This is a genomic window from Exiguobacterium sp. s157, from assembly GCF_018618205.1.
Lineage (GTDB): Bacteria > Bacillota > Bacilli > Exiguobacteriales > Exiguobacteriaceae > Exiguobacterium > Exiguobacterium chiriqhucha.
Map to the genome: position 1 here is coordinate 1 of NZ_JACSLQ010000002.1, position 21499 is coordinate 21499.

Below are 21499 nucleotides of genomic sequence, written 5' to 3' on the forward strand. Positions count from 1 at the left end.
CCAGGCAAGATCGTTCCGCAATAGCTCAGTGGTAGAGCAACCGGCTGTTAACCGGTAGGTCGTAGGTTCAAATCCTACTTGCGGAGCCAATTAAGGCCCGTTGGTCAAGCGGTTAAGACACCGCCCTTTCACGGCGGTAACACGGGTTCGAATCCCGTACGGGTCACCATTTGGAGGATTAGCTCAGCTGGGAGAGCACCTGCCTTACAAGCAGGGGGTCGGCGGTTCGATCCCGTCATCCTCCACCATCTTTTTAATAAATAATCAAACCATATATGCCGGTGTAGCTCAGTTGGTAGAGCATCTGACTTGTAATCAGAGGGTCGAGGGTTCGAATCCTTTCGCCGGCACTCCTTGGGGGGGTAGCGAAGTGGCTAAACGCGGCGGACTGTAAATCCGCTCCCTCGGGTTCGGCGGTTCGAATCCGCCCCCCCCCACCAGGTTTGAGCCATTAGCTCAGTTGGTAGAGCATCTGACTTTTAATCAGAGGGTCGCAGGTTCGAGCCCTGCATGGCTCATTTTTATGCGGAAGTAGTTCAGTGGTAGAATACGACCTTGCCAAGGTCGGGGTCGCGGGTTCGAATCCCGTCTTCCGCTCCATATTATTCCCTTGACGGGGCCTTAGCTCAGCTGGGAGAGCGCCTGCCTTGCACGCAGGAGGTCAGCGGTTCGATCCCGCTAGGCTCCACCATTTGTTTTTTTCTTAAGTTACTTATGACTTAAGTTTTTTTTTGCCTAAATCCATGAACCATTCACTTGAGAGTACAGAGAAAGGCAGCCTGCCACCATTCAGGCTGCCTTTTTGTATGTTTATTCATCATTGTGTGAAGTTGAACCACGAGTTTGGTAGCGTTTACAATGAAGCTATAAACGTTCAAGGGGGAATGGGGATGAATTGGTCATATATTGAAGTACCGCTACGTTATGGACAGGGGAAACATGGCGTAGAACAAGGTCCATCAAAATTACGGACACTCGGATTGGAAACACTATTGCCAGCAGAAACGAAGCAACAGACGATCCGTGTCTTACCTGAATCTGAAATGATTAACAGTGAAGAGCATTTGAAGCGGGTAGATGGAGTCTTATACACGGTCCAAGAACTCGCGGAGGTCGTCGATGCAGACATTCAAGCGAAGCGATTCCCGTTGATCGTTGGGGGCGATCACAGCATGGCAATCGGAACGCTGGCGGGTCTTGCCAAAACGGGGCCATACGGTGTCATCTGGGTCGATGCGCACGCTGACCTGAACACGGGTGAGACCTCACCATCGGGCAATATTCATGGGATGCCACTTGCTGCGGCGATGGGGATGGGAGATATCCGCCTGACTGAGGTCGGTGGACGTGAACCGAAACTCGCGCCCGAACATTTGGTCTATATGGCGCTTCGGGATATTGACGAAGGTGAAATTCGAGAGATCAATCGACTCGGTATTAAAGTCATCACAGTCGAAGAGATTCGGACACGGGGCGTCGACGTCATGATGGACGAGGCACTCGCTTATTTGCGCGCACGTGTGGACCGGTTCTATCTTAGCTTCGATATGGATAGCTTGGATGCGAAACTTGTTCCAGGTACCGGCACGCCAGTCGATCAAGGACTGACCGCCGAAGAAGGCAAAGCCATCTTGGCCGAAGTGATGAAGGCTGACGATTTGATTGCGGTCGAACTCGTAGAATTAAATCCATCGCTCGATCATGATGACACAACGGCCCAGTTGGCGTTCGAGTTATGTAAGACGATTTTGAAATCCAAAGAAAACCTGTTATTGGAAAGTGAAACTGTCTGACGACCTTACAGTTTCCAAGTCTGTTTGCTACAATGGACTTGGAAACTTTTTTTATTGTCATGCGATTTTAATGAAACCTACATAGAGACAAATCCGTATAGAAGGATGACCGCATAGGTTGCGGAGAGGGGAAGTGGACTGATGGAACGGCTGACCACCCGTTTAGTCGACGAATTAAGGTCGGGGAATCATGATTCGTTTGCTGAGCTGGTAGAACTGTACAAGGATGGTGTCTTTGCTGTCGCTTATAAGATATTATATGATCGAGGCGAAGCGGAAGATGCTGCCCAGGAGACGTTTATTCGGGCGTATACCCGAATCGATACGTATGATCCCCAGTACAAGTTCAAGACGTGGATTTACCGGATTGCGACAAACGTGGCAATCGACCGTCTGAGAAAGCGAAAGCCGGAATACTCAATGGATGCCGAGATTGCGGGCACCGATGGCTTGACCTATCAGGACCACTTGGCTGATGAAGCACCCCAACCCGACGCCCAAGTCGTTCATCGCGAAATTCGAGGTGAGATGCATGAAGCGATTAAACAGCTGCCCGACAAGTATCGGATTCCATTGCTGTTGAAATACGTGGATGACTTATCGCTGAAGGAAATTAGCGTCATGATCGATATGCCGGTTGCTACGGTTAAAACAAGGATCTTCCGGGGAAGAGAAATGTTAAAAACAATCTTTCAAAACAGGGAGGGGTTCAATTGACTCCTGAAGAAAAAGTACAACAATATTTGGAAGATGGCATCCTGCCCGAAGAATCTGACGAACTACGTCAATTGTTGGAGGACGATGAGTTATATGAAGCGTACCTCCACTACGAACGAATAGATGCCGAACTGAAGGCCTTACCACGGCCCAAACTATCCGATGATTTTACAGCCCGTGTCATGGCGTCCTTACCGGAAGCGAAAGCACGGGTCGAGGTCGCACCAGTGACTCGATTTGAAGAAAAAGTCCGGACGAAACAGAAACCACAATCTAAATGGATGACGTGGTTCCGTAAGCATCCAGGACTGATGGCGGCCGCTCTCTTCTTTAGTTTGATGTCGAGCGCGACACTTGGCTTATGGAATGAATCGACGGAGACGATGACATACACGAAAGTGCCGGGCATCGTTGTGACATCGAACGAGGTGGTCGTCCCACAAGGTGTAACCGTCGAGCGGGACATCACGGTGCAAGGCGGTGACCTCCGGATTGAAGGGACGGTCAACGGGAACGCGACGGCCGTAAATGGTCGGGCTTATCTGGCTAGCGCTGGAGAAGTCACGGGAGAACTCGAACAAATCGATCGGATGTTTGAGTGGATGTGGTATTCGTTCAAACAAATCTTCTAAAAGAGGGCGCCGGAGACGGCGTCTTTTTTGTTCGTTTCAATCTGGTTTCGTTTTATCGTCTGGCGATGCGTGGTTTCAGAAATGTGATATAATGTAATTTGCACGAATTGGCTAGGTAGTTGAGGAGGGGAGCATTTGCCGCTACTTGAACAGGTTTCATTCTTATCATTCTTTAGTCTTTCAGAAAACGTACATTGGTACGATTATTTGAATGACGTTTTAGATATTGTCGTCGTCACGTATGTCATCTATAAATTGATGATGATTGTACGTGGGACAAAAGCGGTCCAATTGATTAAAGGGATTTCCATCATCCTTGTCAGCTGGTTCCTCAGCGGATTCTTTGGGTTGAAGACGTTACAGTTCTTATTGAACCAGGTCATCACCTACGGATTACTTGGGATTATCATCATCTTCCAACCGGAACTCCGACGTGGGCTCGAGCATCTAGGGCGAACGAGTAACTTGTTCGGTCGCACGAGCACGAGTGACGAGGATAAACAGCGTCAAATGATTGAAGCGATTGTCAGCTCGGCACAATATATGTCAAAACGTCGCATCGGTGCGCTGATTGCGATTGAACGCGATACGGGATTGAATGAGTATGTCGAGACCGGGATCCGCATGGATTCACACATCACGTCACAACTGATTATCAACCTGTTCATTCCGAACACCCCGCTCCATGATGGGGCAATGATTATCCAAGATGGGAAAATTGCGGCAGCAGCCTGTTATTTACCATTGTCGGAAAGTCCACATATCGATAAAGCGCTAGGTACCCGACACCGGGCCGCCATCGGGGTCAGTGAAGTGACGGATAGCGTGACGCTCACCGTCTCTGAAGAAACAGGCGCCGTGTCGCTCGCGATTGCGGGACGTCTGTATCGAGAGTTGGATGAGGAGGGACTTCGTAATAAATTGATCCAAGAACTCGTTATTGAAGAAAAAGAGACGACACTCTCGTTCTTCAATAAAAAAGGGGGGGACAAGTAAGTGATTGATCAGTGGTTACAACATAAATGGTTTCTCCGCGTCATCGCACTTGCTTTAGCCATCCTACTTTATTTCATGGTCGCCGAGACGAGTTCGTCGACTAACTCCACAAACGCCCTCCCGATTGTCGGACAAAGTTCGATGACACTCGACGTTCCCGTCGAAGTGTTCTTCGATGAGGTGCAGTACGTGGCATATAACGTCCCAGAAGAAATGAGCGTCGAATTGCAAGGTCCGTCCAGCAGTTTGACGATGACCAAGTTGGTGAAAGATTATCAAGTCTTCGTCGATTTAACGAACCTTGGGACAGGCTTCCATCGCGTTCCGGTCGAGGCACGCGGCTTTGGCGGAGACGTCAACGTCGAACTCGAGCGGGATACGGTCGAAATCTATATTGACCGCAAACAGACGGTCGAAGTCCCGGTATCGGTCAACTTATTGAATAAAGACCAATTGCCAGAAGGAAAAGTGGTCGGTGACGCCGACATCGAACCGACGACAGTGAAAGTGTCGGGCGGTGCCAGTCGGATTCAAAACGTTCAAGAAATCACGTTAAACGTCGATGTCGCCAATCAAAGTCAAACGTTCACGCGTGAATTGACGCCAACGATTTTAGATGCCAATGGCAATCCGCTCAATGTTACCGTCGAACCGAACATCATCAGTGTGTCGGTCCAGGTCTACGAACAAAGTGCCGTCTTCCCGATTGAGGCGGTGACGACCGGTGACGTGGCCGATGACTTCAGACTCGTCGACACGTTGCTAGAAGAGACGGAAGTCCGTGTCTTTGCGCCACAAGACGTGCTCGATGCAATCGACACCGTCGAGACGGAGCCGATCGATTTAGACGGCATCGACAAGACCGGAAAAGTGACCGCAACGCTCGCCGTGCCGGAGGGTGCCTCATCGCTTGAGATGAAGCAAGTGGAAGTCCAATTGCTCGTTCGAGCGGCGGATGAGTCGCGAGACGACACGGGTGAATTGACGGAACGAGTCCGATTGACAGTACCTGTGACCGTACGAGGATATGACCGAACGAACTTTACGCTCCAAGCCCCTGAAGTGATCGGGGTCACCTTGTCCGGGAAGCGGTCCCTCTTAGAGAGCATCACGTCGAACAGTGTGAGTGTGACCTTGGATTTGACGGGCCTCCCGAGCGGGTTACACGGGGTCGACGTCGACTATGAAGTACCAAAAGGTGTGACCGTCGTCTCACCGAAGACAATCGACATCGAGTTAACGAGCGTCGATGAACAAACCGAAACGTCCTCGATTCAATGAGGCGTTCAATCATACAAAAGTGAGGAATTGAATTTATGGGTAAATATTTTGGAACTGATGGAGTCCGCGGTGTCGCGAACTCAGAATTGACAGCAGAGTTAGCATATCGTTTAGGTCGTGCGGGCGGCTACGTGTTATCGAAACACTTGCCAGCCGGCGAACAGCCAAAAGTATTGATTGGCCGTGACACACGCATTTCAGGTCATATGCTTGAAGGTGCGCTCATCGCGGGTCTCCTATCAATCGGAGCCGAAGTGATGCGTCTCGGCGTCATCTCGACGCCAGGTGTCGCTTATTTGACGAAGTCGCTCGATGCGACGGCTGGTGTCATGATCTCGGCATCGCACAACCCGGTAGCCGATAACGGCATCAAGTTCTTCGGTAGCGACGGCTTCAAGCTCGACGACGCGACAGAAGCGGAAATCGAAGCGATTTTGGATGCGGCGGAAGACACGTTGCCACGCCCGGTCGGAAAAGACCTCGGCTTTGTCTCAGACTACTACGAGGGTGCACAGAAGTACCTTCAAATGTTGAAACAGACGGTTGACGAAGATTTCGACGGTCTCCATATTGCCCTTGACTGCGCCCATGGTGCGACGAGCGGATTGGCAGCACGTCTGTTTGCTGACCTCGAAGCGAACGTCTCGACGATCGGCAACTCGCCGAACGGCTTGAACATCAACGAAGGTGTCGGCTCGACACACCCTGAGCATTTGGCACAGTTCGTTCGTGAAAAAGGAGCGGACATGGGTCTCGCCTTTGACGGCGACGGCGACCGCTTGATTGCAATCGATGAGAACGGTGATATCGTCGACGGCGATAAAATCATGTACATCTGCGGGAAGTACTTGAGCGAGAAAGGCCGTCTCAAAGACAACACGATTGTCGCGACGGTCATGAGTAACCTCGGCTTCCATAAAGCGGTTGAAGATGCTGGTATGACGGCGCTTCAGACGGCGGTCGGTGACCGTTATGTCGTCGAAGAGATGAAGAAACACAACTACACACTCGGTGGCGAGCAGTCGGGTCACCTCATCTTCCTCGACCACTCGACGACGGGAGACGGCATGCTCTCTGGCGTTCAACTCGCCCAAATCGTGAAGACGACAGGCCGCAAGCTATCAGAACTCGCGGCTGAGATGCCGGTCTACCCACAAAAACTCGTCAACATCCGTGTCACAGACAAAAACGAGGCGATGAACGGCGACCGCGTTCTCGCGACGATTCAAGAAGCGGAAGCAGAAATGAACGGCAACGGCCGCATCCTCGTCCGCGCTTCTGGTACGGAACCGCTCGTGCGCGTCATGGCGGAAGCACCGACATCAGAAGAGTGTGACCGTTATGTCGAACGAATTGCACAAGTTGTTCGCGAAGATTACGGTGTAGAAGGATAATTTTGTCGAAATAGGGAATAAAACAAGGGAATCCGTCTGCGGGTTCCCTTTTTGTTTCCGTTTTGTCACTGTGAAATTATGTGATTTTCTTGACGAATGGAGGTGTGATTTGTACTATTAAGAGCGTGCCCTTAGAAACGGAAGGACACCCAGTACGAAACAAGCGCCAGAACTCTACGGAGTTGACGAGGTTGGAGGTTATCGAGTTTTCGGCGGATGCCTCCTAGTCGCCTGTCACGACTACAAGCAAACCCTCAAAACGCCCGGGCGACCGGACGGCCAAAGGGGAGCGCGTTGACAGCTCTTAGAAAAAGCCCGTTTCCTTTTTCGAGAAATCGAAAATAAAGGGAGATTTTTGTATGTGTGGAATTGTAGGAATGATTGGGAACACCGGAGCGAAGGAAATCCTTCTCAAAGGTCTTGAAAAACTTGAGTACCGTGGTTATGACTCGGCAGGTCTTGCTTTGATGCATGATAACGTGAACGTGCATAAAGAAGTCGGCCGAATCGCTGCGCTACGCGAAGTCGTCCCAGCAGAAGTAGATGGCACGATCGGAATCGGTCACACACGTTGGGCGACACACGGCGTGCCGAGCGTCCCGAACGCCCACCCGCACCAGAGCACGACGGGCCGCTTCACGCTCGTCCACAACGGTGTCATCGAGAACGACGAGCAGATTAAGGCGACGCTCGACGTCCCGTTCCTCTCGGAGACGGACACGGAAGTCATCGTCCAGTTGATGGAGAAGAACTTCGTCGAACTTGGCGACGTCGAGGCGGCGTTCCGCAAGACGTTGGCTGAGCTCCACGGCTCGTACGCGATCGCGATGATCGACTCAGAGGATCAAGAGCGCCTCTACATCGGTAAGAACAAGTCACCACTCCTCGTCGGACTCGGCGACGGCACGTTCAACGTCGTGGCGTCTGACGCGATGGCGATGCTCCAAGTGACAGACCAGTACCTCGAGCTCCACGACGGCGAGATCGTCATCTTGACGCGCGAATCGGCGACGATCAAGACGCTCGACGGCGAGGTCCTCGAACGTGCCCCGTACACGGCCGAGATCGATGCGTCAGACATCGAGAAGGGCACGTACGCGCACTACATGTTGAAGGAGATGGACGAGCAACCGGCCGTCATCCGCAACATCATCCAGCACTACCAGAACGAGAACGGTGACATCGAGCTGACGGAAGGCGTGCGCTCGCTCGTCTCGGAAGCGGATCGCATCTACATCGTCGCTTGCGGTACGAGTTACCACGCTGGTCTTGTCGGCAAGCAATTGATTGAGCGCGTCGCAGGTGTGCCGACAGAAGTGCACGTCGCTTCTGAGTTCGGTTACAACATGCCACTCCTCACAGAGAAGCCGTTGTTCCTCTTTATCTCACAATCAGGTGAGACAGCGGACAGCCGTGCGGTCCTCGTCGAAGTGAAGAAGCGCGGCTACAAGGCGCTTACACTCACGAACGTTGCCGGTTCGACGCTCTCGCGTGAAGCGAACGAGACGATGCTCCTCCACGCCGGCCCGGAAATTGCGGTCGCATCGACGAAAGCATACACGGCCCAAATCGCCGTGCTCGCCATCCTCGCCTACGACATCGCTCGTGCGAACGGCAAGAAGCTTCCGTTTGACCTCATGACAGAGCTCGCGCGTATCGCGACGATCATGGACTCGGTCATGGCTCAAAAAGAAATCTTTGAGCAATTGGCAGACAAGTTCTTGAAAGAGTCACGCAACGCGTTCTTCCTCGGTCGCGGTATGGATTCATACGTCGGTCTCGAAGGTGCCCTCAAGCTCAAAGAGATCTCGTATATCCAAGCAGAAGGCTACCCAGGTGGTGAGCTCAAGCACGGACCAATCGCCTTGATTGAAGATGGCACACCGGTCATCACACTCGTCTCGCAACCGAACACGCACCTCAACATCCGCGGAAACATTAAGGAAGTTGTCGCTCGTGGTGCCGTTGCCTGCACGATTTCGATGGAAGGCATGGAACACGAGAGCGATGCTTTCGTATTGCCGCGTGTCGAACCACTTCTTACACCGCTCGTGACGGTGTTACCGCTTCAACTCATTTCTTATTACGCGGCACTTGCGCGTGATTGCGATGTCGACAAGCCACGTAACTTGGCGAAATCAGTCACAGTCGAATAAATGATAGGCCAAGATCTTTCGGGATCTTGGCTTTTTTTGTTGTGATTTACGTCATGCGAACCGGCTTGTATACTGAAGGTATAACGACTAAGGAGAGAACGCCATGCAAATCCAACTATTTGACACATTCATCCTGCCGGAGGACGTGCGTTCATAAGTTGGCCACCTCCTCCGATGATTCACTGTATTGGAACAATCCTATCGGAGGAATATACAATTGAAGATTCAACAGCTGTATTATGCAGTATCGAGTTCGCGTTCGCTCATCATACAGATGGTGTTCACGTTGAACGCCATCTATTATGTGATGACCGCCGAGTTGAATGCGTTACAACTCGTCTTGATCGGAACGATATTAGAAGTATCAATTTTACTATTTGAGCTACCGACCGGTCTCGTCGCCGATTTATATGGGCGGAAGCGGTCGATGGTCATCGGAATCGGTTTGATTGGACTGGCCCATTTGCTAGAAGGGGGCATCCCTGAATTTTGGGCCATCGCGGTCGCGTCAGCGTTATGGGGTATCGGCTGGACGTTCATCAGCGGGGCCGAACAGGCATGGATTGCCGATGAGATGGGGAATGACGGCTTAGAACAAGTGTTTTTGCGAGGTGCACAGTATAGCTCGCTCGGCCGCTTCGTCGGGATTGGGTTCGCCGTCCTCCTCGCTGAAGTCACGTCTGTCCAAATGACAATCGTGCTTGCCGGGGGGATGTTGGTGACGCTCGCGATCATCGCATGGCGCGTCTTGCCAGAGACGCGGTTCGAACCGATCACGCGAGCCGATACGTCGAATCTCGTGCAAGCGAAACGGACGGTTCGGGACGGATACACCCATATCCGTGGCAATTCGATTCTCGTCGGCTTGGCTGCCATCACGCTCGTCTGGGGTCTCGCTAGTGAAGGATTCGACCGGTTATGGGGCGCGCATTTGATTGAGACGTTCCAGTTGTCGGAACAGGCGGCCGTGTATTGGTTCGGCTTGTTCTATGCCGTCGCGTTTCTACTCAACATGTTGGTGTTGAAAGGTGTCGAGCTATACGTCAAAGGACGCTATGCGACGACCTTGTTTTGGTTCAACGTGCTGCTCATCATCGCGATGCTTGCTTTCGCCTCGGTCGGACAGTTTTGGTTGGCCGTGTTGCTGTATTGGACGATTGCGGCACTGCGTAACGTGCACTATCCGCTCATGAGCGTTATGACGAACGAGCGGCTCCCATCGAAAGGCCGGGCGACGATTTTGTCGATGTTCGGTCAGGTCGACGCGTTCGGTCAAGTCGCTGGGGGTCCGCTGATTGGATTGCTCGCCCTTTACACGTCGATTCAAGGAGGGCTTGGGGCAGCGGCGCTCTTGCTCCTCCCGATGTTGGTTTTCTTGAGAAAAATCAAGCACCATTGAGGCACAGACCGTCCCGTGATTCGTTTGGGGACGGTCTTTTTGTGACGATGTGGAGAATTCGATTGGAAACCGCCAACTAGAAAGAGAGAACTCGTTTCATAGTTGAAAAAGTGGTCAATAGGATAGTAGGACGCATAAAAGGGGATGAGCATCATGAACATTGTCCATGGAAGTCACCGGACGCATTGGGCAATCGGGTTGTTGATTGGTTTAGTGTCGTTCCTACTCAGCAGTTTCCTCTTCAGTCTCTTCATTGAAGCCGGTGTGCTCGTCACGTTCCTCACCGGTGTCGTCGGCAGCATCTTGTTGTTCTTATTGCTCGGTCACCGAGAACACTTGATTCGAAATGTCGGTTTGAGCACGATTGGCATGGTCGCCTCCATCTTGCTCGGGTTTGCGGTCGGTGAAACGTTCGCAGCCATCTTCCCGACGCTCGGTGACACGTACGGAAACACGGCATTCCTGATTATGGTGACGACGGCCTTCGGTACGATGCTCGGCGTCATCGTGTACGGGAAGAAGGCACTCGGCTTCTTCCTATTGGCCAGCTTCGTCACGGCACTCGTGTTGACCGTCTTGATTGAAGTCACGAACGTGATGCAAGGCCAGTTCTGGCAAGGGGTTGATTTGAATTACGTGCTCATCGTGACGACAATCGGAGCGGTGGCCGGTTTCGCGCTCGGACTATTCGAGGATGTGAAGCATGCGCATTAATTAAAAGATCGCCGCGAGGCGGTCTTTTAATGTGTCAAAGCGATAACAAATCATCGTATCGGTCTCAAAAACGTCTCATCACCTTAGCAGCAGGGTAACGTATACACATAAAGACGTAAGGGAGAGATTCGATGAGACAGAAAAAATGGATGACGGGTTTGAGCGCGATGTTGCTCGCGACGACTTTGGCAGCTTGTGGAGATGCCGAGGAGGAGCAGACGAGCGACTCGACAGAAGAACATTCGGACCATTCGATGATGGACCATTCGGGATCAGGAGAGGTGCCGAGCGGGTTAAGTGAAGCGACAGATCCGACGTTCCCGGTCGGGTCGACCGCGATGATGACGGCCGACCATATGCCGGGCATGGATGGCACCGAGGCGATAATCGTCGGTGCATATGACACGACCGTCTATTCGGTCTCTTATACCCCGAGGGATGGGGGCAATCCGGTCGAGGATCACAAGTGGGTCATTCACGAAGAACTCGACAATCCAGGCGAGGCACCGTTAGAAGAAGGGACCGAAGCCACTCTGGCCACAGACCATATGGACGGGATGGACGGCGCCGAGGCGACGATTGATTCGGCCGAACAGACGACGGTGTATATGGTCGACTTCACGACAAACGACGGGGAAGACGTCACGAACCACAAATGGGTCACAGAGGATGAACTCGAAGCCCTAAAATAAAGATCAACCTCAGGATATCCTGAGGTTTTTATTTATTAACGACGATTATTTATTGATAAACGATAAAAAACAGATTATGATGAAGGTATCAAACGAGGTGAGGTGTCTGAATCATGAAACGAGAGACGGTTTTTTTACGGTTGGCCGTATTCGTTCTGGCTGTCCCGATTGTGGCGGCCTGCTTGTTTTTGCTTCCGTACATTTGGCGCGAGGCGGTCGAGAGTGGGAGTTGGATTGAGGACTCGATTCGTCCGATTGTGATTGGTATGTATGTATCGGCCATCCCGTTCTTCATTGCGTTGTTCCAAGCGTTCATGCTGCTCCGGTTGATCGACCGCGACGAAGGGTTCTCGTATCGGGCTGTCCAATCACTCCGCACAATCAAGTATTGTGCGTTGGCAATCACGGCCGTCTATATCGGAACGCTCCCGTTCTTCTACTGGTTCGCCGAGCGAGATGATGCGCCTGGGTTCCTTCTCATCGGGCTCGTCTTTGTGTTTGCCGCGTTCGTCGTCGCCGTATTCGCGGAACTGTTACAGAAACTATTGAAGCGTGCCATCGACATGAAGCAAGAAAATGATTTGACGGTCTGAGGTGAGACATATGGCGATTATCGTAAATCTTGACGTAATGTTGGCGAAACGAAAGATGAGTGTGACCGAGCTGTCTGAAAAAGTGGGCATCACGATGGCGAACTTGTCGATTTTAAAGACCGGCAAAGCGAAAGCGATTCGTTTCTCGACGCTCGAAGCAATCTGTCAGGCGCTCGACTGTCAGCCGGGCGACATTTTAGAATATCGGGAAGATTGATGGACAGGGCGATTACCCTGTTTTTTTGTGGAGTTTGAAACATTTTCCATCACGTTGCGTATAAGACAGGAAAGAAGAACGAAAAGGGGAAACAAGATGATTCAGACATGGAATGAACGGGCGCGCGCCGCAGTAAAAGGGAAGACGGGTACATTGATTATCTGGTCATTTGTGTGCTCGATTGTATTAGAGATTGGATTGATGATGGATCCGTATTATTTCGGGTTCGAATATGATTCATTGGCACTCACTCTGATCAGTCTAGCGGGTCTCATCTTGTACGCGGGACTGCTCCCGGTCATCATCGGTTACAACTGGTTGATGTTAGAAACGGTCCGCGGGAAGTCGTCGTCGTTACGCGATGTCTTTACGCCGTTCCGACATCGCTACGGTAAACATTTGCTTGCCGGATTGCTCGTCATGTTGTTCCAAGTGCTATGGTCATTGTTACTACTTGTACCGGGCATCGTGAAGTACTTCTCGTACGCCTTCACCTTCTTTATCTTGCGCGACGAGCCCGATTTGTCCATCACAGAGGCGATCACGAAATCACGGACGTTGATGCGCGGACGAAAGTGGGATGCGTTCAAACTGATTTTGCCTTTCATCCCGATGTATCTAGTTGGTTGGATTTTTTTCATACAACTCGACATGATGTTTCTCGGATCGTGGATTTACCTCGTTGCCTTGACACTGATTCGCCCGTTCATCGTCAGCCGTTTCGCTGTCATGTATGAAGACACGCGCCGTGAGTATGATGAGCAATGGAATCGATCGGCGTGAAGCGCATCGGTTCCGGCGACGGGTCCTCGGTCATGATACAATCTTCCTGACAGAAGGGGGAATGGACATGAACATTGGTATTATTGGTGCCGGACTGAGCGGGATTGTCGCAGCACGCGACCTCGCCCGTCACGGTCATACAGTTGAATTGATTGAAAAGAGTCGGAGCGTCGGGGGACGCTTGGCGACGAGACGGATCGGAGACGGCAAAGCCGATCACGGGGCTGTCTATTTCACCGTACGAGGGGAAGAACTCAAACAAGATGTCGCCGACTGGCAGACGAAAGGGTGGGTCAACGTGTGGTACGCCGACCCGTATCCGCGCTACGTCGCCGTCGACGGGATGAACGTCTTGGCCAAACGGTTGGCTGACGGATTGACCGTCCATTTGAACGAACGGGTCGAGACGGTCACGACACGAGATGGTCAGGTCAGCGTCCAGACGGATGTGACGACGCGACAGTATGACCGTCTCCTCATCACGTCGCCGCTCCCGCAGACGCTCGACTTGCTCGCAGATTTTCCGGTCGATGCGGCGTTACGTGAATTGACGTACGCCCCGACGTTTGTCGGTTTGTTCGAATTGGCAAGCGATACTCCCATCGGTCCGGACGGGATTCTCGATACAGACTTGGCGCCGGGTATCTTGAAAGTCATCAACAACCGCCAAAAAGGCATCTCGGCGACCGAACTCGTCAGCGTCTATATGGACGAGTCGTGGAGCGAGGAGTGGTATGAACGAGCGGACGAAGACACGCTTCGTGAGATTGAGCGCCTGTTGCAAACGGTGACAGGGTCGGCGGTGATTCAATCGAGGCAGTTGAAACGGTGGCGCTATGCGCAGGCGACCGACGTCTGGAACGAGCCTTACCATCGATTGCGTGACGAGCCGATTTTCTTGGCCGGTGACGTCTTCCTCGAGCCGGATGACGCTTCAGGCCGGACTCGGTTCGAGAGCGCGTACGTCTCAGGACTCCGTGTCGCGGAAGCGATGCGCTAAACCTTCTTCGGAAGGTTTTTTTCATGACCGTGCCGAATAGTCAGACATATGAATTGGAGAGGGGAATCAGACATGGGGATGGTTGGCGCATACATGCGGGTATCGGTCGAAGAGTTGACAGCACTGCTTCAAGAGCCGGAGCGTTTCGAGCAACTGTTAGAAGATGAGGAACGACAGACCGATATCGATAAGGCGTGGCACGGTCTTTACTTTTTATTGACCGGGGCGACCGATTTGAACGAGATCGACCGTCATTCGCTCGGGAAGGCAGTCTTCGGAGGGGATGTCATCGACGAAGAGACGGGCATCGCCTATTTGATGCCGGGAGAAGTCGAGGACTTGTCGACCCGACTTCAATACATCGAGCTGGAGGCGCTAGAAGCGCGTTACGATGTCACGACGATGAATGAGCAGGAACTGTACCCATTTGAACGGGAGTGGGGACTCGAGGAAAAACAGTACTTATTGGACCAGTTCGATGAGTTGAAACGTGTCTTCGCCCAGGCGTCGAGACAGCGGGAGGCGCTCGTCACATGGATCGGGTAAGCGTAAAGGCGTTACGTCTTCAAGATGAGGCGTTGCTGTATGAGTTCGAGTGCGAGAATCGCACGTATTTCGAGCGTTCGGTTCCGAGCCGAGGCGACACCTACTATGAGCCGGAATCATTCCATCAGGCGTTGCAGCAACTATTGAGCGAGCAGACGAACGGGGACGGGTACTATTACTTGATTTGGCGCGACGACACAATCGTCGGGCGTCTGAACGTTCATCATACCGATGCCGACACTGGCGAGGTCGGTTACCGGGTCGGAGCGGGGCATGGGGGACGCGGGTATGCCACGGCGGCCCTGCGACAATTGTTGACGTTCAAGTTGCCTGGATTCAATCGATTGAGAGCCGAGACGACAAGCGACAATGTGGCGTCCCAACATGTATTAAGGGGTGCCGGTTTTATCCATGATGGCGAGGCACGACAGATGGAATGGGAAGGACAAACGCTGACGTTTTATACGTATGTATATCCACTCGACCGATGAAGGAGCGACTTCATCGGTCGTTTTAGTTGACCGTTCTTAGTTTAGGGCATAAACTATCTTTATCTAGTTTAGGGGGTAAACCAAAATGAAAGAATTGATGCGGGAGGCCGTCCAGTTGTTCGAAGAGGTCATGTTCCAAGGTGCGGAGCATGTCATCGAGGCGATGGACGGTGACGTCTGGCATGACTATTCGCTTGAACAGCTGCAGCTGCTCAAGCTGCTCGAACAGTTCGGTCCGATTCAAGCCGGCCAGTTGGCCCAAAAACAACGAGTTCATAAGAGCGCCGTCTCCAACCGGTTAAAAAAGCTCGTCGACAAAGAGCTCGTCGTCAGTCGACGCGGGCATGACCAGCGCGAGCGGTTGATTGAGTTGACGGAAGCCGGACATCGCATCGTCGAAGAAGCGGATGCGGCCGTCTACCGTTATGTCGAATCGTTGCTCGACGGAAATATCGAAGAGACAGAAATCGAACAGTTCGTCCGGACGTTCCGGAAAATTAAACAGCTGCTTCGAATTGGGGAGGAATAACACGTGCATAAAATCATCCAATGGCGCTGGGGCATCTTAATCGGTCTCATCGTCTTGACAGCCGCCTTGTTTGTGGCGGCCCCGAACTTGACGAAGCAGGCCGAACAAGCCGGCAGCTTCCAATTATCAGAGGATATGGACTCGCAGCGGGCGCAGGACATCTTGAACGCCGCCGGGAAGAGCGACAAGACAATTTCACTCGTCTATGAGTTCGAAACGCTCGGTGATGCCGAACGGGCCGATATTTCCCGGGTCATCGACGAGATGGAACAAAACGACACGGTCGTCAAAGACGTACTCGACCCGTTTGAAAGTGAAGAGACGGAAGCACAGCTCGTCTCGGAGGACGGCCGCATCGTGCTCGTCCCAATCACGGTCGAAGGGTCGATGGAAGACATCAACGCCTTCGCAGACGACGTGCGGGCGAACATTCTCCCGGAAGACGAGACGGTCTACATCACAGGTGAAGAAATCATCAACAACGATGTGAACTTGAGTGCGCAGGAAGGCTTGAAGAAGACGGAAATCATCACGGTCGTCCTCATTTTCGGACTGCTCCTACTCGTGTTCCGCTCAATCGTGACACCGTTCATCCCGCTCATTGCGGTCGGATTCACGTATTTATTGAGCCAATCGTTCGTCGCATTCTTTGTTGATTGGTTTGGTTTCCCGGTCTCGAACTATACGCAGATTTTCCTCGTGGCCATCTTGTTCGGGATTGGAACCGACTATTGTATTTTGCTGCTCAGCCGGTATAAAGAAGAGCTCGGCGCGGGTCACGCGATTGAAGATGCCATCGTCAACACGTACAAAACGGCAGGGCGGACAGTCCTCATCAGCGGTCTCGCCGTGTTCGTCGGCTTTGCGGCTATCGGTTTCGCCGATTTCCCAATCTTCAAATCAGCCGTCGCCGTCGCGGTCGGGATTGCTGTCTTACTGTTAATCTTGTTCACGGTCGTGCCGTTCTTTATGGCGACGCTCAAGCATCGTTTGTTCTGGCCCTCGAAAAAGGCGGGCGAACATCACGACAGCCGCCTCTGGGCCGGATTCAGCCGCATCTCGGTCAATCGGCCGTTCGTCTCGATTCTCGTCGTCGCGTTGATTACCGTACCGGTGTTGTTCACGTATGACGATGCCCGGTCATTCAATACGGTCGATGAGATCGGTGACGATTATGATTCCGTACGCGGCCTCAACTTGATTTCAGAAGGATTCGGGCAAGGGGAGTCGCTGCCAGTCCAAGTCATTTTGAAACAAGACGGCGACCTCTCCGAAGCGGAGATTCCGTATATCGAGAAGTTCTCGAGTGAACTTGAAAAAATCGATGGGGTGAGCGGCGTCCGTTCGGTGACGCGTCCGACCGGTGACGTCATCGATGACTTTTACGTGGACACCCAGCTCGAACAAGTGAGTGCAGGATTGACGGAAGCCGAGACTGGCCTCGGTGACGTCCAGGATGGACTCACGCAAGTGGAAGCTGGTCTTGACGCCGTCGTCAATCAATTGCCGGGCGGTTCAACGAACGCCGGTGCCCCGCTCGCGGAAGCGGCAGCGGGACTCGGTCAATTGAACGCTCAGCTCGGTCTGATTGGCCAAGGACTCACGGCGACGCAAAATATTCCTGCGACCGTAACGCAGCTCGGGCAAGTGTCGGCCGGTCTCGGTCAAATCGAGGCAGGCATTAACGAGGCAGCTACGGCATTGACAGCACAAGGCGCCCAAGCCGGGGAACTCGGAACGGGTCTCGGACAACTCGCTGCTGGTGTCGGTGAAGCGAACGCAGGGCTCGTTCAAATCGAGACAGGCATCAATGAAGTGGCAGCATTCCTATCAGACCTGAGTAGCTCGGACAGCCTGCGCGATACGGGCGTCTATCTACCGGAAGGGACGCTCACGTCAGAGGAGTTCGCTCCAGCTGTCGAGCGCTACGTATTTGACGACGGGACGGCGACACAGCTCGAAGTCATCCTCGAGATGGACCCATATTCGCCGGAAGCGATTGACACGGTCGAGACCGTGAAAGCGACGATGGACCGGGTCGTCACCGATACGCCGTTCGCGGAGGCAACGATTGGGTATGCCGGTATCTCGAGCATTAACAGCGACTTGAATGAGACGTCGACGAACGACTTCAATCGGACCGTCGCCATCATGCTCGTGACGCTGTTCATCGTTTTGACGGTGTTGTTCCGGTCGATGATCATGCCGCTCTATATGATCGGCTCGCTCTTATTGACGTATTACACGTCAGCAGCCATCACGGAGCTCATCTTCGTCGAAGGACTCGGCTATGACGGCATCAGTTGGGCCGTTCCGTTCTTCGGATTCGTCATGTTGATCGCGCTTGGCATCGACTATTCGATTTTCCTGCTCGACCGGTTCCGCGAGGAGTCGATTAACGGAATGACGGTGCGCGACGCGCTCGTCCATTCGATGACGAAGATGGGGACGGTCATCATGACCGCGGCCGTCATTCTTGCCGGTACGTTCGGGGCGATGATCCCGTCTGGCGTGCTCAGTCTCGTCCAGATTGCGACGATCGTCATCACCGGACTGTTGTTATACGGATTGATTGTGTTGCCACTGCTCATCCCAGCAATCACGGTATCGTTCGGGGACGGGGTATGGTGGCCGTTCAAACAAAAAAGTAAAGATAGAGACTAAATTTTGCGATGGACAGCACAACAATTGTTGTGCTGTTTTTATTTGTTGAGTCAATGTCAGCGAAATGGAGAAAGACGGACTTGAGATTAATAAAAATACGCCGAAATATAATATAGATCTTTATTCTATTGAAAGTAGGCAATAATTATGGTGAATCATTTTGAAAAAATGAGTTCGTTGTTTGTATCGCGCATGGTGATTATTTTATTTTTCCTCTCTTATCCGATCATGGGTGTTTTGTATTGGATGGGGGAGCTCGCGGGGCAAGGCGCAGTCAATTTTATTCTGATAGGCGGTGTCATTCAAGCCGCATCATGGCTGGGCCATCGCTTCTATGTGGAACATACTTGGTTGAAGTATGGGCTCGTCACGTTGATGTACATTGCAGCTTCAGCAATTATCTTGACGCTGCCAGGTACTGCGATTCAAAATATCGTCTTTCTGTATATCGTATTGATGTTGATGTACTTGAATCGGCATCTTGTGCTGTACGGCAGCATTCTCGCGCTTATCGTATCGGTCGGAGCTGTATTGATTGGGCGTTTTTCATTTGAAACGCCGCTCGATCTCGTCATTTGGTTCACTGTGCTCACAATGGCTTTGTCTGGCGCATACTTTGTGTCATTCTTTGGTGCGAAGTTGTTACATGAGACGTTCACGCAACAAGAAAAGTCAGAACAACACGCTAGCGAAATCGAGCTAACGATGGCGAAGACGACAGCGAGTGCGACCACACTTCATGGGGCCGTCTTCACGATGAATGATTCAGTCGACTCTGTCACAAATGCTTCGGAGCAAGTGACAGAACAAATCGGTTTGATGACGAAACGGACGTCGGAACAAGCAGGTCTGATTCAAAACGTCGCTTCGCAAATTCGTTCAACTGTACAGGCGTTTGAGCGGATGCAACAACAGCTCCAGGAGACGACGTCTCAAGTGAGTGGGGTCTTGCAGGACGCTCATGTATCGCATGAAAATATGGACTCGACAGAACGGTCGCTCGCTGAACTGAACTTAAGTATCAGTGAAGTCAATCATGCGTTTAAAGGATTGGCGGAGCGTTTCCAAGAAGTGCGGACCATCACGGGTACGATCCAGCAGATTTCGTCTCAGACAAACCTGCTGTCGCTCAACGCTTCAATTGAAGCAGCGCGAGCGGGGGAACACGGAAAAGGATTTGCAGTCGTCGCGTCCGAAATTCGGAATCTATCGGCTCAAACGGCCCAAGCCTCATCTCAAATCAATGATATTATCCAACTCGTCATGCAGGAGGTGCAAGTGACGGAACGTGCAATCGACGGTAGTACAGAACGTTTATCGACGCAGGAAGAACAAGTCCGTAAGAGCGGGACATCGATTCTCTCCATGATCCAAACGACAGGAACGGTCGCAAGCACCGTGGATGAGACGTCGACACAGCTCCAAGTCGTCGCATCAGAACTGAACAAAGTTCACCAAGTGACTTCCCAAATGTCGGCACTAATGACAGCGCTCGAAGTGAACAGTCAAGACGTTCATGTGCTGACGATGTCACAGCAAGAAGCGTTAGCTTCGTTGAAAGATCAAATTGAAGAACTGAACGAGATTGCGAACGAACTCGTCTAAACGATGGACACGCCTTTACAAATAGGCGTGTCCATTTGCGTATACATCTCTTCCAAAACGGGAACAGTTTTGCGTCAGTCCTAAAATGAGGAGGAATCGCATATGGCAATTACAATCACCGCTATTTTGAAGGCACATCCGGGGAAAGAGGACGAGTTACGGCAAGCGCTCGATGAGGTCATTCCTCCGTCGCGACAAGAGAAGGGGTGCCTGACGTATGTGCTCCATGAGTCAATCGATGCCCCGGGCACGTTCGTGTTCTATGAAAAGTACGAAGACGAGATGGCGCTTGACCATCACATCAACTCACCACATTACCAAGCATACCGAAAGGCAGCTGAGACGCTACTCGCCGTCCGTGACGTGTACCGTCTGCGTGAAGTCTGAAAGGAGAAAGGATTATGATTACTCAACCGATTATCCCGTGCATTTGGTTCGAAGGCGACGTCGAGGCGATTGCGGAGTGGTACGTGTCGAGATTTCCTGATTCATTCGTCGACTATACGACGAAACTGACGGATACGCCATCAGGTGAGACGACGATTGTGACCGTCTCGCTGGCGGGACAGTTCTTTCAACTGCTCGGTGCTGGTCCGCTGAAGGAGCGCAACCCGTCCATCTCATACATGGTTGCGTTCCCGACGTCGGAAGAAGTGGAGACGCTGTGGAACGAGCTTGTGGAGGGGGCAGAGGTGCTCATGCCGCTCGACACGTATGATTTCAGTGAGCGCTACGGCTGGTTGAAAGACAAGTACGGTGTCTCCTGGCAAATCATGCATAGCGGCGGGATGGACATCCAGACGGTGACCCCGTGCTTCTTGTTCGTCGGAGACGTGTTCGGTCGGGCCGAGGCGGCGATGAACGACTGGATCTCCATCTTCCCGGATTCTTATGTGCTCGAAGACCATATGATTCGTTACGAAGCGACAGACGGTCCAGAGTTGGAAGGGAAGCTCAATTACGCCCGCTTCGTCTTGTCCGGACGCGAGTTCGTCGCCATGGACAGCGCGGAGAATCATCAATTCGCCTTCAATGAGATGCAGTCGCTGATCGCATTTTGTGAGTCGCAAGCCGAGATTGACGAGTACTGGGCCAAGCTGTCGGCCGTCCCGGAAGCGGAACAGTGCGGCTGGCTCCAAGACCGGTATGGTGTCTCCTGGCAAATCGTGCCTTGGGAGATGGAAGAGATGCTGACGACCGGAACAAAGGAACAATTGGCGCGCGTGACGCAAGCGTTCTTACCGATGAAGAAAATCGATGTCGCCGCTTTACGAAACGTCTACTGACCAAAACAAGC

At 52.3% G+C, this 21499-nt stretch carries 21 protein-coding genes and 8 tRNA genes; all 29 read left to right on the forward strand.

Features of this window, described 5'->3' with window-relative positions; all coding sequences use genetic code 11:
* The first annotated feature begins 14 nt into the window (after window positions 1-14).
* The 29 genes from KNP67_RS03720 to KNP67_RS03860 all read left to right on the forward strand — a co-directional run bounded on the left by KNP67_RS03720 (window position 15) and on the right by KNP67_RS03860 (window position 21488).
* Window positions 15-89 (forward strand) — tRNA-Asn (locus KNP67_RS03720).
* A 5-nt stretch (window positions 90-94) separates the two neighbouring features.
* Window positions 95-169: transfer RNA gene (locus KNP67_RS03725), tRNA-Glu, on the forward strand.
* Between the two features lie 3 nt (window positions 170-172).
* A tRNA-Val gene (locus KNP67_RS03730) sits at window positions 173-248 on the forward strand.
* A gap of 29 nt (window positions 249-277) precedes the next feature.
* Window positions 278-350, forward strand: a tRNA-Thr gene (locus KNP67_RS03735).
* Between the two features lie 6 nt (window positions 351-356).
* Window positions 357-440 (forward strand) — tRNA-Tyr (locus KNP67_RS03740).
* A gap of 5 nt (window positions 441-445) precedes the next feature.
* Window positions 446-518: transfer RNA gene (locus tag KNP67_RS03745), tRNA-Lys, on the forward strand.
* A gap of 7 nt (window positions 519-525) precedes the next feature.
* Window positions 526-600 (forward strand) — tRNA-Gly (locus KNP67_RS03750).
* A gap of 15 nt (window positions 601-615) precedes the next feature.
* Window positions 616-691 (forward strand) — tRNA-Ala (locus KNP67_RS03755).
* Window positions 692-890: 199 nt separating this feature from the next.
* Window positions 891-1793, forward strand: a complete 903-nt coding sequence (gene rocF / locus KNP67_RS03760; protein ID WP_021065188.1) for an arginase — start codon at window positions 891-893, stop codon at window positions 1791-1793.
* Between the two features lie 141 nt (window positions 1794-1934).
* Window positions 1935-2510, forward strand: coding sequence for an RNA polymerase sigma factor SigW (gene sigW / locus KNP67_RS03765; protein ID WP_021065187.1), 576 nt, complete (start codon window positions 1935-1937; stop codon window positions 2508-2510).
* On the forward strand, window positions 2507-3142 hold the full coding sequence (locus KNP67_RS03770) for a hypothetical protein (protein ID WP_058765075.1): 636 nt from the start codon (window positions 2507-2509) through the stop codon (window positions 3140-3142). The genes sigW and KNP67_RS03770 overlap by 4 nt, the downstream gene beginning before the upstream one ends.
* Window positions 3143-3277: 135 nt before the next feature.
* Window positions 3278-4138, forward strand: coding sequence for a diadenylate cyclase CdaA (gene cdaA, locus KNP67_RS03775; protein WP_021065185.1), 861 nt, complete (start codon window positions 3278-3280; stop codon window positions 4136-4138).
* On the forward strand, window positions 4139-5419 hold the full coding sequence (locus tag KNP67_RS03780; protein WP_131472108.1) for a CdaR family protein: 1281 nt from the start codon (window positions 4139-4141) through the stop codon (window positions 5417-5419).
* 35 nt (window positions 5420-5454) lie between these two features.
* Window positions 5455-6813: a phosphoglucosamine mutase gene (glmM, locus tag KNP67_RS03785; protein ID WP_021065183.1), complete on the forward strand. Its 1359-nt coding sequence runs from the start codon at window positions 5455-5457 to the stop codon at window positions 6811-6813.
* Window positions 6814-7172: 359 nt separating this feature from the next.
* Window positions 7173-8969 carry a glutamine--fructose-6-phosphate transaminase (isomerizing) gene (gene glmS, locus KNP67_RS03790; protein ID WP_214755952.1) on the forward strand — a complete coding sequence of 599 codons (1797 nt, stop codon included), beginning with the start codon at window positions 7173-7175 and terminating at the stop codon, window positions 8967-8969.
* A 217-nt stretch (window positions 8970-9186) separates the two neighbouring features.
* A complete protein-coding gene (locus tag KNP67_RS03795) occupies window positions 9187-10368 on the forward strand; it encodes an MFS transporter (protein ID WP_214755953.1) in 1182 nt (393 codons plus the stop codon).
* A gap of 153 nt (window positions 10369-10521) precedes the next feature.
* Window positions 10522-11082, forward strand: coding sequence for a hypothetical protein (locus KNP67_RS03800; RefSeq protein ID WP_131472116.1), 561 nt, complete (start codon window positions 10522-10524; stop codon window positions 11080-11082).
* A 131-nt stretch (window positions 11083-11213) separates the two neighbouring features.
* Window positions 11214-11774, forward strand: a complete 561-nt coding sequence (locus KNP67_RS03805; RefSeq protein ID WP_214755954.1) for a YdhK family protein — start codon at window positions 11214-11216, stop codon at window positions 11772-11774.
* 113 nt (window positions 11775-11887) lie between these two features.
* Window positions 11888-12367, forward strand: coding sequence for a DUF2975 domain-containing protein (locus KNP67_RS03810; RefSeq protein WP_029594440.1), 480 nt, complete (start codon window positions 11888-11890; stop codon window positions 12365-12367).
* Between the two features lie 10 nt (window positions 12368-12377).
* Complete coding sequence (locus KNP67_RS03815; RefSeq protein ID WP_029594441.1) at window positions 12378-12584, forward strand: helix-turn-helix domain-containing protein; 207 nt, start codon at window positions 12378-12380, stop codon at window positions 12582-12584.
* Window positions 12585-12680: 96 nt separating this feature from the next.
* Entirely contained in the window at window positions 12681-13367 is a 687-nt protein-coding gene (locus tag KNP67_RS03820) for a DUF975 family protein (protein ID WP_214715840.1), read from the forward strand.
* A 67-nt stretch (window positions 13368-13434) separates the two neighbouring features.
* Window positions 13435-14367: an NAD(P)/FAD-dependent oxidoreductase gene (locus tag KNP67_RS03825; RefSeq protein ID WP_251128690.1), complete on the forward strand. Its 933-nt coding sequence runs from the start codon at window positions 13435-13437 to the stop codon at window positions 14365-14367.
* Between the two features lie 72 nt (window positions 14368-14439).
* Window positions 14440-14913, forward strand: coding sequence for a YfbM family protein (locus tag KNP67_RS03830; RefSeq protein ID WP_214755956.1), 474 nt, complete (start codon window positions 14440-14442; stop codon window positions 14911-14913).
* Window positions 14901-15404 carry a GNAT family N-acetyltransferase gene (locus tag KNP67_RS03835; RefSeq protein ID WP_214755957.1) on the forward strand — a complete coding sequence of 168 codons (504 nt, stop codon included), beginning with the start codon at window positions 14901-14903 and terminating at the stop codon, window positions 15402-15404. Before KNP67_RS03830 ends, KNP67_RS03835 begins: the two co-directional genes overlap by 13 nt.
* Before the next feature lie 85 nt (window positions 15405-15489).
* The gene (locus KNP67_RS03840; protein WP_214755958.1) at window positions 15490-15933 is read left to right on the forward strand and encodes a MarR family winged helix-turn-helix transcriptional regulator; all 444 of its coding nucleotides are present in this window, start codon (window positions 15490-15492) and stop codon (window positions 15931-15933) included.
* Window positions 15934-15936: 3 nt separating this feature from the next.
* Window positions 15937-18597: an MMPL family transporter gene (locus KNP67_RS03845; protein ID WP_029594446.1), complete on the forward strand. Its 2661-nt coding sequence runs from the start codon at window positions 15937-15939 to the stop codon at window positions 18595-18597.
* Between the two features lie 147 nt (window positions 18598-18744).
* Window positions 18745-20202 carry a methyl-accepting chemotaxis protein gene (locus tag KNP67_RS03850; protein ID WP_034779733.1) on the forward strand — a complete coding sequence of 486 codons (1458 nt, stop codon included), beginning with the start codon at window positions 18745-18747 and terminating at the stop codon, window positions 20200-20202.
* 102 nt (window positions 20203-20304) lie between these two features.
* A complete protein-coding gene (locus tag KNP67_RS03855; RefSeq protein WP_029594448.1) occupies window positions 20305-20589 on the forward strand; it encodes a putative quinol monooxygenase in 285 nt (94 codons plus the stop codon).
* 14 nt (window positions 20590-20603) lie between these two features.
* The gene (locus KNP67_RS03860; RefSeq protein ID WP_029594450.1) at window positions 20604-21488 is read left to right on the forward strand and encodes a VOC family protein; all 885 of its coding nucleotides are present in this window, start codon (window positions 20604-20606) and stop codon (window positions 21486-21488) included.
* Window positions 21489-21499 lie beyond the last annotated feature (11 nt).

What these genes read in the sequence shown, in the direction of transcription:
- KNP67_RS03800 (WP_131472116.1), top strand. Translation starts at nt 10,522, where the DNA reads ATGAACATTGTCCATGGAAGTCACCGGACGCATTGGGCAATCGGGTTG.
- KNP67_RS03835 (WP_214755957.1), top strand. Translation starts at nt 14,901, where the DNA reads ATGGATCGGGTAAGCGTAAAGGCGTTACGTCTTCAAGATGAGGCGTTG.
- KNP67_RS03855 (WP_029594448.1), top strand. Translation starts at nt 20,305, where the DNA reads ATGGCAATTACAATCACCGCTATTTTGAAGGCACATCCGGGGAAAGAG.
- glmM (WP_021065183.1), top strand. Translation starts at nt 5,455, where the DNA reads ATGGGTAAATATTTTGGAACTGATGGAGTCCGCGGTGTCGCGAACTCA.
- KNP67_RS03805 (WP_214755954.1), top strand. Translation starts at nt 11,214, where the DNA reads ATGAGACAGAAAAAATGGATGACGGGTTTGAGCGCGATGTTGCTCGCG.
- KNP67_RS03810 (WP_029594440.1), top strand. Translation starts at nt 11,888, where the DNA reads ATGAAACGAGAGACGGTTTTTTTACGGTTGGCCGTATTCGTTCTGGCT.
- KNP67_RS03815 (WP_029594441.1), top strand. Translation starts at nt 12,378, where the DNA reads ATGGCGATTATCGTAAATCTTGACGTAATGTTGGCGAAACGAAAGATG.
- KNP67_RS03830 (WP_214755956.1), top strand. Translation starts at nt 14,440, where the DNA reads ATGGGGATGGTTGGCGCATACATGCGGGTATCGGTCGAAGAGTTGACA.
- sigW (WP_021065187.1), top strand. Translation starts at nt 1,935, where the DNA reads ATGGAACGGCTGACCACCCGTTTAGTCGACGAATTAAGGTCGGGGAAT.
- KNP67_RS03820 (WP_214715840.1), top strand. Translation starts at nt 12,681, where the DNA reads ATGATTCAGACATGGAATGAACGGGCGCGCGCCGCAGTAAAAGGGAAG.
- KNP67_RS03860 (WP_029594450.1), top strand. Translation starts at nt 20,604, where the DNA reads ATGATTACTCAACCGATTATCCCGTGCATTTGGTTCGAAGGCGACGTC.
- glmS (WP_214755952.1), top strand. Translation starts at nt 7,173, where the DNA reads ATGTGTGGAATTGTAGGAATGATTGGGAACACCGGAGCGAAGGAAATC.
- KNP67_RS03850 (WP_034779733.1), top strand. Translation starts at nt 18,745, where the DNA reads ATGGTGAATCATTTTGAAAAAATGAGTTCGTTGTTTGTATCGCGCATG.
- KNP67_RS03825 (WP_251128690.1), top strand. Translation starts at nt 13,435, where the DNA reads ATGAACATTGGTATTATTGGTGCCGGACTGAGCGGGATTGTCGCAGCA.
- KNP67_RS03840 (WP_214755958.1), top strand. Translation starts at nt 15,490, where the DNA reads ATGAAAGAATTGATGCGGGAGGCCGTCCAGTTGTTCGAAGAGGTCATG.
- rocF (WP_021065188.1), top strand. Translation starts at nt 891, where the DNA reads ATGAATTGGTCATATATTGAAGTACCGCTACGTTATGGACAGGGGAAA.